Genomic DNA, 12,907 nt, shown 5'->3' with positions numbered 1-12,907 from the left:
AAATGACCAACACGAGCGACGGTGGCACCACCCTGACGCTGCACGACGCGGCGAAATTGCTCGCCGGCGGAGGCATTTCGACGCACGACGCCGAGGTCCTGCTGGCAAACGCGATACAGCAATGCGAGCTGCACGCCAACGTCAAGCGCTGGGCCACCGAGCAATGGGATGGGCCCCTGCTGCCGGGCAACATCAACCCGCGCGAGACTCACATCGAACGCAGCGATCTGGACGCCTGGCGCAGCGGCCGCTGAAGCACAATCTTGCCAAATCTTGCCAGCCACTGCGCCGGCGCCGCCGGCGGATGCCGCCTACTTTGAAAGTCTGCGTGGCCGGGTGCACGGAGCAGGCAAGTCGGCATCTCGCGGGTGAAGTTGAAGCCCGTCGTTCCTCGTGAACAGGCAAACCGGGACGTCGACGCCGCCATAGCCCACGACCTCGAAGAGGTCTCCCCGGCGGTTGCGGTGGGCTTCATCGACGCACTGGAACGGGCTTATACCCACATCTCCCGCCATCCGGGGAAGGGTTCGCCGCGCTCTGGGCATGAGCTGGACCTTCCTGATCTGCGCTCGTGGAGGCTTTCGCGCTACGCTACCCCTACTTGGTCTTTTACGTCGAACGCGCGGACCACATCGATGTCTGGCGCGTACTGCACGGCGAACGCGACATTCCCGCGTGGATGCAGGCCCCGGACGCCTTCGCCTGACCCAAGCGCCCGCAACGCCACGGACCCGTCATCACGGCCCACCCGCCGGCGCGCCGTTCCAGCGGTTGCCACTGGCCGGAGTGAAACCTCCACCTTTCGCAGCGGCAGGGCGAAACGGGTATGGTCGTCTCGATCTGGCCGGACTGAAACACTCCCAGCCCCGAACCCGCGTTGGGGCGCGGCAAACCGACGGTGGCGGTCTCGACCGGATGCGGAAGAGACATTCATCACCCCGATGTTCCCACGACAGATTCCCAGCCGATGAGGATCCTTCAAAAGCTGCCGTGCTGCCGGTCGGCGTCCCCCGGCTCGAGCGCTCGTTCGGCGTCTTGCGCGGTCGGGTTCACATCTCGCCGTGGCGCGCGAGGTAACGGCGGATTGCCTGGATGAGCTGCTCGGCGCTCGCATGGACATCCACTTCGATTCCGAGCGTGCGCGCAACATCGCGTGCCTTCCCGAGGTCCGGGTGCGAGTGCCCCCTTTCCGCGGCCTTTACCATTTCCCGCGCCCGCTCGAGATCCTCGGCCGACTGTCGCTTGAATTGATTCAGGATCCAGTTGAGCATCTTCCGCGGCCTTTCCGGGAATGAGAGCATTGCACAGGCCGGCACGGTCGCAGCGCAGCCGCCACCTCGACGCTGGCCAGCTATCGGCGCCGACCGCTGGCCGCAAACGCCTCGACCTTCTTCGTCGGTCCGGAAACGATCAGCAGGTCACCCGGCAACACGACGCTGCCCGGCTTGCCGTGCTGAAAATCCTCGTGTGCGCGCTTGATGCCGACGACCGTCACGCCGAAGTGCTCGCGCACCGCCGATTCCGCGAGCGAGCGCTCGTGCGTGACGCTCGGCGCCTGGATCTTCGCGATCGCAAAGCCGTCGTCGAATTCAATGTAGTCCATCATGCGGCCGCTGATGAGATGCGCGACGCGCTCGCCCATGTCGGCCTCCGGGTAGACCACGTGATGTGCGCCGATGCGCTCGGCGATCTTGCCGTGCTCGGGCGTCATGGCCTTGACCCAGATGTCCGGGATCTCGAGTTCGGTCAGCGCCATCACCGTCATCAGGCTCGCGGCCAGGTCGCCGCCGATCCCCACGATGGCGTGCGCGAAGTCGCCCACGCCGAGCTGGCGCATGGTCATCGCACTGGTCGAGTCCGCCTGCACCGCATGGGTGAGCAGATCCGCCCATTCGTGCACCGGCTCCGCATCGCGGTCGATGCCCATCACGTCGTGCCCGAGCTGCATCAGCGAATTGGCGACGGCTCCCCCGAAGCGCCCGAGGCCGATCACGACCACACTGTCGCCTTTCGAGAAGGCGAACTGCTCTGTAAATAACCTAGCCAACAACGGGATGCTCCTCTGGATAGCGGAAGGGCATGCGGTGCTCGCCGAGCGCGAGCGACGCCGCCAGTGTGATGGTGCCGACCCGGCCGATGTACATCAGCAGGATCAGCATCAGCTGGGCGGAATCCGGCAGGTCTGCAGTGATGCCGGTGGACAGGCCGACCGTCGCGAAGGCCGAGATCACCTCGAAGATGACCCGGTCGGTGGCGATCTCGGTGGTGTGCAGGATGAACACCGTGCCCAGCACGACGACCGCACTGCTGAGGACCAGCACGGTGATGGCCTGGCGCTGGGCCGAATGGCTGATGCGCCGGCCGAAGGCCTCGGTGTCCATCCGGCCGCGGATCTCGGCGATGACCAGCATCACCAGGATCATCGCCGTGCCCACCTTCACGCCACCGGCCGTGCCGGCACTGCCGCCGCCGATGAACATCAGGAAGTAGTGCAGGCCGAGACTCTCGTGCGTCAGCCCACCGATATCGATCGAGTTGAATCCGGCCGTGCGTGCCGACACCGACGCGAAGATCGCCGACAACAGCTTGTCCCCTGTCGGCATCGATCCGAGGGTGCGCGGGTTCGCCCACTCGAAGGCAAGCAGCAAGATCGCGCCGCCAGCCAGCAGCACGGCCGTTCCCACGAGTGTCAGCTTGGTGTGCACCGACCAATGCTGGGGGTCCCTGAGCTTGTTGCGGAGGTCTTGCAGCACCGGAAAGCCGAGACCGCCGATCACGATCGCAAGCATGACGGGTGCGAGGAAGTAGCTGTCGGACGCGTAGCGGATCAAGCCATCGGCGTGGATCGAAAAGCCGGCGTTGTTGAAGGCCGAGACGGAATGGAACAGGCCGCTCCAGACAGCCTCGGCCAAAGGCAGGTCGTAACCGAGATGCAAGCGCAGAGCCAGCGCCAGTGCGGTCATCACCTCGACGATCACGGTCACGAACAGCACGAGCTTGGCGACGCTGCTGACGTCGCCGATCCCCAGGGTGTGGGTTTCCGCCTGGGCCGTGAGCCGCGTGCGCAGGCGAAAGGAGCGATTGACCAGCAGCCCGAGCAGCGTGGCGGCGGTCATCATCCCGAAGCCGCCGATCTGGAACAGCGCCATGATCACCCACTGCCCGAACGACGACCAGTAGGTGCCGGTGTCCACCGTCACCAGGCCGGTCACGCACACGGCCGACACCGCGGTGAACAGGGCTGCGATCCATGGCGCGCCGACCGCATCCGCGCGGGAGACCGGGAGCATGAGCAGCGCGGTCCCGATCAGGATCGTGATCAGGAAGGCCAACGGAACGATGTGCGCCGGGTGCTGGACCTCTCGAACCTTCAAGTCAAGACTTCCTTCGCGTCATGCTGCTGCGCCGCAACTGGCGCTTGTCGGCTGCGGATCATACGCCCGCTTGACCGGACATGTCGGCTCTCGACACCTGCGGTTCTTCGACGAGCCGGCGATCCTGCGGCGTACGGGACGGCAGGCGGTCCGCGCTGCGACGGCTTGGCCGGCACGCGCGATGACGAGCTCCTCGCCACGCCCCGCCACGGTGCGCGCTGCCTGACGAACGCACCCCTCTGGTGCGTCTTCTGCGCACCATCATGGCGTGATGCATTGGATTCCGCCCGATTCATCGCACTGGAACGGTGCTTGCTAAGGATGCCCGTCACTTTCGGAGGCATCATGCAACCCGTTCAAACGAGCAACGACGTGCTGTTCATCCTGCTGGGCGCCATCATGGTGCTCGCCATGCACGCCGGCTTCGCCTTTCTGGAGGTGGGGACGGTACGGCGGAAGAACCAGGTCAACGCGCTGGTCAAGATCCTGTCCGACTTCGCGGTGTCGACGCTGGCCTATTTCTTCATCGGCTACGGCATCGCCTACGGCGTGCATTTCTTCTCCGGCGCCGGCGCGCTGGTGGAGCACCACGGCTTCGAGCTCACGCGCTTCTTCTTCCTGCTCACCTTCGCGGCGGCGATCCCCGCCATCATCTCGGGCGGCATCGCCGAGCGCGCGCGCTTCCAGCCGCAGCTGGCGGCGACCTTCCTGCTCGTCGGCTTCGTCTATCCCTTCTTCGAGGGCATCGCGTGGAACCAGGCCTTCGGCATCCAGGCCTGGCTGAAGGCGAGCTTCGGGGCGGAGTTCCACGACTTCGCCGGCTCGGTGGTGGTGCATGCGATGGGCGGCTGGATCGCGCTGCCGGCGGTGCTGCTGCTGGGCGCGCGGCGCGGGCGCTATGCGCGCAACGGGCAGATCTCGGCGCATCCGCCCTCGTCGATCCCCTTCCTCGCGCTCGGCGCGTGGATCCTGATCGTGGGCTGGTTCGGCTTCAACGTGATGTCGGCGCAGCGCCTGGAGAACATCTCCGGGCTGGTGGCGATCAACTCGCTGATGGCGATGGTCGGCGGCACGGTGGCGGCGCTCGCGGCCGGGCGCAACGACCCGGGCTTCGTGCACAACGGGCCGCTCGCCGGGCTGGTGGCGGTGTGCGCGGGTTCGGACGTGATGCACCCGCTCGGTGCGCTGGTGGTCGGCGCGGTGGCGGGGGGGCTGTTCGTGGTGATGTTCACGCTGACGCAGAACCGCTGGAAGATCGACGACGTGCTCGGGGTGTGGCCGCTGCACGGCCTGTGCGGCGCCTGGGGCGGGCTGGCGGCGGGCATCTTCGGCAGCCAGGCGCTGGGCGGGCTGGGCGGGGTGGCGTTCGCCTCGCAGGCGATCATGACCGCGCTCGGGATCGCCGTCGCGCTCGCCGGCGGGGTGCTCGTCTATGGCGGGCTCAAGCTCGCGGTGGGCCTGCGCCTGGACCACGAGGAAGAGTTCAACGGCGCCGACCTGTCGATCCACCGCATCACCGCGACGGCCGAGCGCGAGTCGAACTGGTAACTGGCAGGCGGTCGTTCGCCGACCCCGCGTTCAGTCCCGATGCGCCGGCCAGGCCGGCAGGCGCACGTCGAAGACGAGCGCGAGCAGGCGGGAGCCGGTAGCGGCGGCGATGCCGGCCAGGGTGGCGATCGGCAGCGGCAGGCCGATCGCGTCGAGCGCGAGGAAGACGCCGCAGCCGAACAGCGCGCACATGGCGTAGGGGCGGTGGTCGCTATAGACCTTGGGCACCTCGTTGCACAGCACGTCGCGCGACACGCCGCCGAACACCGCGGTGATCGCCCCCATCATCATCGACACCAGCACCGGCATGCCGGCGGCGTCGGCGAGAGTGGCGCCGGAGATGGCGAAGAGGCCGAGGCCGAGCGCGTCGGCGAGCTCCATCAGGCGGCCGCCGACCTTGTGGCGCAGGGTCTGCAGCCATAGCGGCGTCGTCGCCACCATGGCCAGCACCAGCCAGAGGTATTCCTGGTTCTCGATCCAGAACAGCGGGCGGCGGTCGAGCAGGATGTCGCGCAGGGTGCCGCCGCCGAAGGCGCTGACGAAGGCGACCGAGAACACGCCGACGATATCCATGCGCTTGCGGGTGGCCTCGATGAGGCCGGACATCGCGAAGGCCAGGGTGCCGCCGACTTCGATTGCGACCAGGAATGGGTGGAGGTTCATTGGGGTGCGAGGCGTGAAGAGTGAGGCGTGAGGCGGAAGGAGTGAGGCGTCAGGGGCAGGGCGGTCGGGGTTGCTGCGACAGCCAGTCGGCGGCGGCGGTTCCGGCGGCGAGGCCGGTGGCGAAGCAGGCGGTGAGCAGGTAGCCACCGGTAGGCGCTTCCCAGTCGAGCATCTCGCCGGCGACGAAGACGCCGGGGCGGGCGCGCAGCATCAGCTGCGCATCCAGCGCCTCGAAGCGCACGCCGCCGGCGCTGCTGATGGCCTCGTCGAGCGGGCGCGTGGCGACGAGGCGCAGCGGCATGGCCTTGATGGCCGCGGCGAGGCGGGCGGGATCGTCGAACTCGGCCTTCGCCAGGCATTCGCGCAGCAGGCCGGCCTTGACGCCCTTGATGCCGGCCTGGCTGTGCAGGTGGCTGGAAAACGAGCGGCTGCCGCGCGGGCGGGCAAGCTCGGCGGCGAGGCGCTCGAGGCTGCGGCCGGGGGCGAGGTCGAGCTCGAGCACGGCCTCGCCGCGCGCGAGCAGGGTGTCGCGCAGCGGCGCGGAGAGCGCATAGACCAGGCCGCCTTCGATACCGGTGGCGGAGATCAGGCATTCGCCGGCGCGCGCATGGACGCGGCCGGCGGGGTCGGTGCAGCGTGCGGCGACGGACTTGAGCGGCTGGCCGCGGAAGTGATCGAGGAAGTGCGCGCTCCAGCCCGTGCCGGCGGGGCCGACGACGTCGAAACCGCAGTTGGCCGGGAGCAGGTCGGCGATCTCGACCCCGGCGGCGCGCAGCGGTGCCACCCAGGCGCCATCGGAACCGAGCTTCGCCCAGCTGCCGCCGCCGAGCGCGAGCACGAGCGCGTCGGCCTCGACCGTCTGCTCGCCGTCCGGGGTGGCGAAGCGCAGGTGCTGCAGGCCCGCGCGGAGCGCGCCATCCTGCGCGGGATCCTCCGCCCAGCCCAGCCAGCGGTGACGCACCGCGAAGCGCACGCCGGTCGCGCGCAGGCGGGCGAGCCAGGCGCGCAGCAGCGGCGCGGCCTTCATCTCCTGCGGGAAGACGCGGCCGGAGCTGCCGACGAAGGTCTCGACACCCAGGCCGTGCGCCCATTCGCGCAGCGCCTGCGGCGGAAAGACCTCGATGCGCGGCGCGAGCGTGTCGCGGCGGGCGCCGTAGCGGCCGAGGAAGTCCGCCAGGGGCTCGGCGTGGGTGAGGTTGAGCCCGCCGCGCCCGGCGAGCAGGAACTTGCGCCCGACCGAGGGCATGGCGTCGTACACCGTGACCGTGCAGCCGCGCTCGGCGAGCGCGCCCGCCGCCATCAGGCCGGCGGGGCCGCCACCGACGACCGCGACGCGTGCGCGCTCCACGGGTGCCTAGGCCGGAACGAAGCGGCGGCCGAAACCTTCCGGCACCGTCGCCTTGCGGCGTTGGCCGTAATCGAAGAAGACGATGCCGGTCTTGCCGCGCGCGACCTCGCGTCCGCTGGCCGCCTCCGCCATGCGCCACACCAGGTCGCAGCCGTGCTCATGGAAGTCGGCCGCGCCCATCTCCACCCGCATGGTCTCGCCGTGGAAGGCCTCGGAGCGGTATTGCAGCGCGGCGTCGGCGACGATGATGCCGAGGCCTTCGACGTCGAGTTCGCCATAGCCCATGGACTTGAGGAAGCGCACGCGCGCCTCGGAGACGATGCCGAGCAGTTGGGCGTTGTCGAGGTGGTTGCCGTAGTTGATGTGCGACACCAGCAGCGGGATGTCGGTGGAGAAGGTGAAGCGCTCGGGCAGCTCGATCCGGATGCGGGCCATGGTGGATGTTTGCGGAGGCGGAAACGGAAGAGGCCCGAGCGTAACGGCCCGGGCCTCGGCGGGGCAAGCGCAAAGCCGCCTGCCGGTGATGCGTGATCAGGCCTGCGGCGGGATGCGCAGCACCTGGCCAGGATAGATCTTGTCCGGGTGGCTCAGCATCGGCTTGTTGGCCTCGAAGATCGCCGGGTACTGGTTGGCGTTGCCGTAGTACTTCTTGGCGATCGCCGACAGCGTGTCGCCGCGCGCCACGGTGTGGAACTGCGCCTCGGGTTCGGCACGCGCCACCGACAGGCGGTTCTCGACCTCGGCCACGCCAGCGACGTTGCCGGCGGCGAGCAGGATCTTCTCGCGCGTGGCCTGGTCGGGCGCGGTGCCACTGACGACGACCAGGCTCTTCGCGGCGTCGAAGCTCACGCCCAGGTCCGCCGGCGCGAGCTTGAGCGCGACGATGTAGTTATGGATCGCCTGCGCCGCCCTGGCATTGGCCGCGGCCGGATCGGCGGCCGCCGCGTTGGCCTCGCCCGTCCCGAACAGCTTCTCGCCGGCTTCCTTGATGAATGCGAACAGCCCCATGAACACCTCCCTGTCGTTGGTTTGGCTACACGTGCACGGTCAGGATAACCCCTGGGTCATTCCCGGTCCATGCACGGCGCCTGAACGCAGGGTCGGATGGCATTCATCGTTACGCACAAGAACGGTGCATGAATGCATCAAACGTCATAGTCGGCGCAGGTTTGACGAAGATCATGCACCAAAGAGGGGAGTTGATGCACAATATTGGCCTGCACTGCGCGATGGCCTCGGGTAAAACCGAGGCCATCGCGTGTGCGCGTGCGCAAGAAAAACCTGTCTTCAATCAATCCATGGGTCCAACATCATGAAATATCAGTCCCTCGAGGAGTTCCTGGCCTACGTCGAACAGCGCAACCCCGGCCAGCCCGAGTTTCTGCAGGCCGTGACCGAGGTCATGGAGAGCCTGTGGCCCTTCATCTCGGCCAACAAGCGCTATGCGGAGCACTCCCTCCTCGACCGGCTGATCGAGCCCGAGCGCGCGATCTCGTTCCGCGTCTCTTGGGTGGACGACCGTGGCGAGGTGCAGGTCAACCGCGGCTACCGCATCCAGCACAGCTCCGCGATCGGCCCCTACAAGGGCGGCCTGCGCTTCCACCCCTCGGTGAACCTGTCGATCCTGAAGTTCCTCGCCTTCGAGCAGACCTTCAAGAACGCGCTCACCACGCTGCCGATGGGCGGCGGCAAGGGCGGCTCCGACTTCGATCCCAAGGGCCGCAGCCCGGGTGAGGTCATGCGCTTCTGCCAGGCCTTCATGACCGAGCTGTACCGTCACGTCGGTCCCGACACCGACGTGCCCGCCGGCGACATCGGCGTGGGCGGCCGCGAGGTCGGCTTCATGGCCGGCATGATGAAGAAGCTGTCGAACAACTCGGCCTGCGTGTTCACCGGCAAGGGCCTGTCCTTCGGCGGCTCGCTGATCCGTCCCGAGTCGACCGGCTACGGCACGGTCTACTTCGCCAACGCCATGCTCGAGCGCGCCGGCCGCGACATCAAGGGCATGCGCGTCTCGGTGTCGGGCTCGGGCAACGTCGCCCAGTACGCCATCGAGAAGCTGATGGAGCTCGGCGCCAAGCCGATCACCTGCTCCGACTCGAGCGGCACCGTGATCGACGAGGCCGGCTTCACCCCCGAGAAGCTGGCGATCCTCATGGAGATCAAGAACCACTACTACGGCCGCGCCTCCGAATACGCCGAACGCGTCGGCGCCCGCTTCGAGCCGGGTGTGCGTCCGTGGCATGTGCCGGTGGAAGTCGCGCTGCCGTGCGCGACCCAGAACGAGCTCGACGGCAACGACGCCGCCACCCTGGTCAAGAACGGCGTGATCGCGGTCGCCGAGGGCGCCAACATGCCCAGCACCATGGAAGCCGCGAAGATCTTCGAGCACAACGGCGTGCTGTATGCGCCGGGCAAGGCCTCCAACGCCGGCGGCGTGGCGACCTCGGGCCTGGAGATGAGCCAGAACGCGATGCGCCTGTCGTGGACCCGCGAGGAGGTCGACGCCCGCCTCAAGGAGATCATGCTCGGCATCCACGCCGCCTGCCTGAAGTACGGCGAGCGCGAGGACGGCACGGTGAGCTACGTCGACGGCGCCAACGTCGCCGGCTTCGTCAAGGTCGCCGAGGCCATGCTGGCGCAGGGCGTGATCTGATCCCTGCGTGCCGTGCCGGCGCGCCGGCATGGCACGTGGGGTTCGCGCCTTGCGGCGCTCCTACGGAAACCGCCGCAGCCCCCCTGCAGGAGCGCCGCAAGGCGCGAATCCGACGTTTCCGAATCGACGGCAGGCGGTCCACGCAACCGCAGCCTCTCGACGCTCCTGCACGGCAATCCCCATGCGACTGCCCCGCCCGCTGCCGGCATCTCGTGCGGGTCGACGGCGTGCATCCGCTAAACTGCCGCGCAAACCCGTCAATAGGAGTCCGTCGCCCATGATCCAGGCCACCATCGTCCCGGTCACCCCGTTCCAGCAGAACTGCAGCATCCTGTGGTGCGAGCGCACGAAGAAGGCGGCGGTGGTCGACCCGGGCGGCGACCTCGACCGCATCCTCGCCGCGGTCGCCGAGCTCGGCGTCACGGTCGAGAAGATCCTCATCACCCACGGCCACATCGACCACGCGGGCGGCACCGCGAAGCTAGCGCGCGAACTCGGCGTGCCCATCGAGGGGCCGCAGGAGGAGGACCGCTTCTGGATCGAGGGCATGCCGCAGCAGAGCAAGATGTTCGGCTTCCCCGACGTCGAGTCCTTCGAGCCCGACCGCTGGCTGCACGACGGCGACACCGTCACCGTGGGCGAGCAGACGCTGAAGGTCATCCACACCCCCGGCCACACCCCCGGCCACGTCGTCTTCGTGCACGAGGGCGCGCGCCTGGCGATCGTCGGCGACGTGCTCTTCGCCGGCTCGATCGGCCGCACCGACTTCCCGCGCGGCGACCACCAGACCCTGATCCGCTCGATCCGCGAGAAGCTCTTCCCGCTCGGCGACGACATCACCTTCATCCCCGGCCACGGTCCCACCTCGACCTTCGGCGAGGAGCGCGACAGCAACCCCTTCGTCGGCGCCTACGGCTGAGTCTCGAGGAATGCGCCGCGATGCCCGCGGCGTTTTCGCGTCTTGCCATTCGATATCCCGGAGTTCCGCGACCAAGAGCCGAATTCGGGGAATCCATCGCTTGTTCGGCCCGATTTTCGGGCGCAACATCGTTCCCCGAGCATGGCTTGCGGGCGCTGCCCGCATATCGACAGGGAGTGTTCGAGAACATGAGCGACGAAACCAACAAGAAAGGCTACCAGTGGCGGTTCTTCCGCTCGGGTGGCTTCGACCAGGTCCGCATCGAGACTGCCGACGATCTGCGCCACCTCGGCGAACTCGACCAGAAGCTGTGGTCGGTGCTGGCCTGTCCGACTTCCGGCCTGGAGTTCGATTCGCGCACGCTGCAGCTGCTCGACGTCGACGACGACGGCAGCATCCGCGCGCCCGAGATCATCGACGCCACGCGCTGGGTATGCACGGTGCTGAAGGATCCGGGCGTGCTCTTCCAGGGCGGCGACGGCCTGCCGCTGGCGGCCATCGACGAGACCAACGCCGAGGGCGCCAAGCTGCTCGCCACCGCCTCCAAGGTGCTGGCCTACGTCGGCAAGGCCGACGCGGGCGAGATTTCCATGGGCGACCTCGCCGAGACCGAGAAGCTGTTCGCGCCCGAGCACCAGAACGGTGACGGCGTGGTGCCCGCCGAGCTCGCCGGCGATCCGCGCCTGGCCGGGGCGATCACCCGCATCGTCGAGACCTACGGTGCCGCCGAGGACCGCAGCGGCAAGCCGGGCGTCGACCGGGCGCGCGTGGACGCGTTCTTCGCCGCGGCCCAGGAGGTGTCCGACTGGCATGCGCAGGCCGATGCCGATGCCGCCAACGTGCTGCCGCTCGGCGATGCCACCGCCGCCGCCGCCGCGGTGTTCGAGGCCGTGCGCGAGAAGATCGAGGACTACTTCACCCGCTGCCGCCTCGCCGCCTTCGACGAGCGCGCCGCCGCCGCGCTCAACCCGGCCGACACCGCCTATGTCGAGCTCTCGCTGCAGTCGCTCGATGCCGCCTCGGCCGCGGTCGCCGCACTGCCGCTCGCGCTTGTGGGCCCGGGCCGCGCGCTGCCGCTGGCGGTCGGGCTGAACCCGGCCTGGGAGGCGCGCATCGCCGCGCTGCGCGACGAGGTCGTCACCCCCATCCTGGGCGCGCGCGAAGTCCTCACCCAGGCCGAATGGCAGGACCTGGCCGGGCGCTTCGCCGCCCATCGCGCCTGGGTGGCGGCGATGCCGGCCAACCCGGTGGCCGTGCTTCCGGTCGCCGACGTGCGGGGGCTGCTCGCCGACGGCACCTGCGCCGCGCTCACCCGCCTGATCGACGAGGACCTCGCCGCCGAGACCGCGGCCGGCCAGGTCGACGCGCTCGAGCGCCTGGTGCGCTACAACCGTGACCTCGTCCGCCTGCTGCGCAACTTCGTCACCCTGAGCGACTTCTACTCGCGCCACGACAAGGCGATCTTCCAGGCCGGCACGCTCTATCTCGACCAGCGCAGCTGCGAGCTCTGCCTGCGCGTGGGCGACATGGCCCGCCACGCCACGCTCGCGCCGCTGTCGGGCACCTACCTGGTGTATTGCGAGTGCCAGCGCCAGGGCGAGGCGCCGATGAACATCGTCGCCGCGATGACCGGCGGCGACGCCGACGAGATGATGGTGCCCGGCCGCAACGGCATCTTCTACGACCGCCAGGGGCGCGACTGGCGCGCCAGCGTGGTCAAGGTGGTGGAGGCGCCGATCAGCGTGCGCCAGGCCTTCTGGTCGCCGTACAAGCGCATCGGCCGCATGATCGGCGAGCAGCTGCAGAAGTTCGCCGCCGCGCGCGACAAGGCGGTCAATGACCAGGCCGCGACCGGCGTCGCCGGCGCCAGCGCCAAGATCGAGGCCGCCCCGGCGGCGGCCGCAGCGCCCGCCGCACCGGCGGCACCGTTCGACATCGCCAAGTTCGCCGGTATCTTCGCCGCCATGGGTCTCGCCGTCGGCGCGATCGGCACCGCACTCGCCGCGGTGGTGTCGGCCTTCCTCGGCCTGCCGGTGTGGCAGATGCCGCTGGTGGTCGTGGGGGCGGTGCTGGTGATCTCCGGTCCGTCGATGCTGCTGGCCTGGCTCAAGCTGCGCCAGCGCAACCTCGGCCCGCTGCTCGACGCCAACGGCTGGGCGGTCAACACGCGTGCGCGCATCAACATCCCCTTCGGCGGCGCGCTCACCGGCGTCGCGGCGCTGCCGCCGGGCGCCTCGCGCGCGCTCACCGATCCGTATGCCGAGAAGAAGACGCCGTGGAAGAGCTGGCTCTTCCTCGTGCTGCTGATCGCGGCGGTGGTCGTGGCCTGGCAGCAGGGCTATCTGGACCGATTCCTCGGCTGATCGGGAGCACCCCGGCTGGCAAGCAGGCCGATGCGG

At 68.8% G+C, this 12,907-nt stretch carries 13 protein-coding genes; 6 read left to right on the top strand and 7 right to left on the bottom strand.

From position 1 onward, the window contains the following. Positions 1-2 precede the first annotated feature (2 nt). Entirely contained in the window at positions 3-254 is a 252-nt protein-coding gene (locus tag ACZ5PP_RS13700) for a hypothetical protein (RefSeq protein ID WP_004265416.1), read from the top strand. Between the two features lie 795 nt (positions 255-1,049). Here the strand turns inward: ACZ5PP_RS13700 and ACZ5PP_RS13695 are convergent. The 3 genes from ACZ5PP_RS13695 to ACZ5PP_RS13685 form a co-directional block, all read right to left on the bottom strand. Next, complete coding sequence (locus ACZ5PP_RS13695) at positions 1,050-1,271, bottom strand: hypothetical protein (RefSeq protein WP_004265401.1); 222 nt, start codon at positions 1,269-1,271, stop codon at positions 1,050-1,052. A gap of 80 nt (positions 1,272-1,351) precedes the next feature. Next, a complete protein-coding gene (locus ACZ5PP_RS13690) occupies positions 1,352-2,047 on the bottom strand; it encodes a potassium channel family protein (protein ID WP_012584456.1) in 696 nt (231 codons plus the stop codon). After that, positions 2,040-3,374 carry a TrkH family potassium uptake protein gene (locus ACZ5PP_RS13685; RefSeq protein ID WP_464826158.1) on the bottom strand — a complete coding sequence of 445 codons (1,335 nt, stop codon included), beginning with the start codon at positions 3,372-3,374 and terminating at the stop codon, positions 2,040-2,042. The genes ACZ5PP_RS13690 and ACZ5PP_RS13685 overlap by 8 nt, the downstream gene beginning before the upstream one ends. Positions 3,375-3,719: 345 nt before the next feature. Between ACZ5PP_RS13685 and ACZ5PP_RS13680 the strand changes: the two genes are divergently transcribed. Further along, on the top strand, positions 3,720-4,922 hold the full coding sequence (locus tag ACZ5PP_RS13680; protein ID WP_004265388.1) for an ammonium transporter: 1,203 nt from the start codon (positions 3,720-3,722) through the stop codon (positions 4,920-4,922). 30 nt (positions 4,923-4,952) lie between these two features. On the opposite strand, the gene ACZ5PP_RS13675 is transcribed toward ACZ5PP_RS13680, so the two are convergent. The 4 genes from ACZ5PP_RS13675 to lysM all read right to left on the bottom strand — a co-directional run bounded on the left by ACZ5PP_RS13675 (position 4,953) and on the right by lysM (position 7,941). Beyond that, complete coding sequence (locus ACZ5PP_RS13675) at positions 4,953-5,585, bottom strand: trimeric intracellular cation channel family protein (RefSeq protein WP_004265386.1); 633 nt, start codon at positions 5,583-5,585, stop codon at positions 4,953-4,955. A gap of 49 nt (positions 5,586-5,634) precedes the next feature. Further along, positions 5,635-6,933, bottom strand: a complete 1,299-nt coding sequence (locus ACZ5PP_RS13670; RefSeq protein WP_004265384.1) for a TIGR03862 family flavoprotein — start codon at positions 6,931-6,933, stop codon at positions 5,635-5,637. A gap of 6 nt (positions 6,934-6,939) precedes the next feature. After that, positions 6,940-7,368 carry an acyl-CoA thioesterase gene (locus ACZ5PP_RS13665; RefSeq protein WP_004265383.1) on the bottom strand — a complete coding sequence of 143 codons (429 nt, stop codon included), beginning with the start codon at positions 7,366-7,368 and terminating at the stop codon, positions 6,940-6,942. A 96-nt stretch (positions 7,369-7,464) separates the two neighbouring features. Beyond that, a complete protein-coding gene (gene lysM, locus ACZ5PP_RS13660) occupies positions 7,465-7,941 on the bottom strand; it encodes a peptidoglycan-binding protein LysM (protein WP_043741440.1) in 477 nt (158 codons plus the stop codon). 128 nt (positions 7,942-8,069) lie between these two features. Between lysM and ACZ5PP_RS13655 the strand changes: the two genes are divergently transcribed. The 4 genes from ACZ5PP_RS13655 to ACZ5PP_RS13640 all read left to right on the top strand — a co-directional run bounded on the left by ACZ5PP_RS13655 (position 8,070) and on the right by ACZ5PP_RS13640 (position 12,871). Beyond that, entirely contained in the window at positions 8,070-8,249 is a 180-nt protein-coding gene (locus ACZ5PP_RS13655) for a hypothetical protein (protein WP_138860752.1), read from the top strand. Then, positions 8,246-9,589 carry an NADP-specific glutamate dehydrogenase gene (gdhA, locus tag ACZ5PP_RS13650; RefSeq protein ID WP_004265379.1) on the top strand — a complete coding sequence of 448 codons (1,344 nt, stop codon included), beginning with the start codon at positions 8,246-8,248 and terminating at the stop codon, positions 9,587-9,589. Before ACZ5PP_RS13655 ends, gdhA begins: the two co-directional genes overlap by 4 nt. A 277-nt stretch (positions 9,590-9,866) precedes the next feature. Further along, entirely contained in the window at positions 9,867-10,508 is a 642-nt protein-coding gene (locus ACZ5PP_RS13645) for an MBL fold metallo-hydrolase (protein WP_004265378.1), read from the top strand. Between the two features lie 188 nt (positions 10,509-10,696). Then, a complete protein-coding gene (locus ACZ5PP_RS13640) occupies positions 10,697-12,871 on the top strand; it encodes a hypothetical protein (RefSeq protein ID WP_464826157.1) in 2,175 nt (724 codons plus the stop codon). Positions 12,872-12,907: the final 36 nt, after the last annotated feature.

The organism is Thauera sp. DNT-1 (assembly GCF_055393985.1).
Note: the sequence above shows the minus strand (reverse complement) of the source record. Positions and strands in the feature narration are given on the sequence as shown.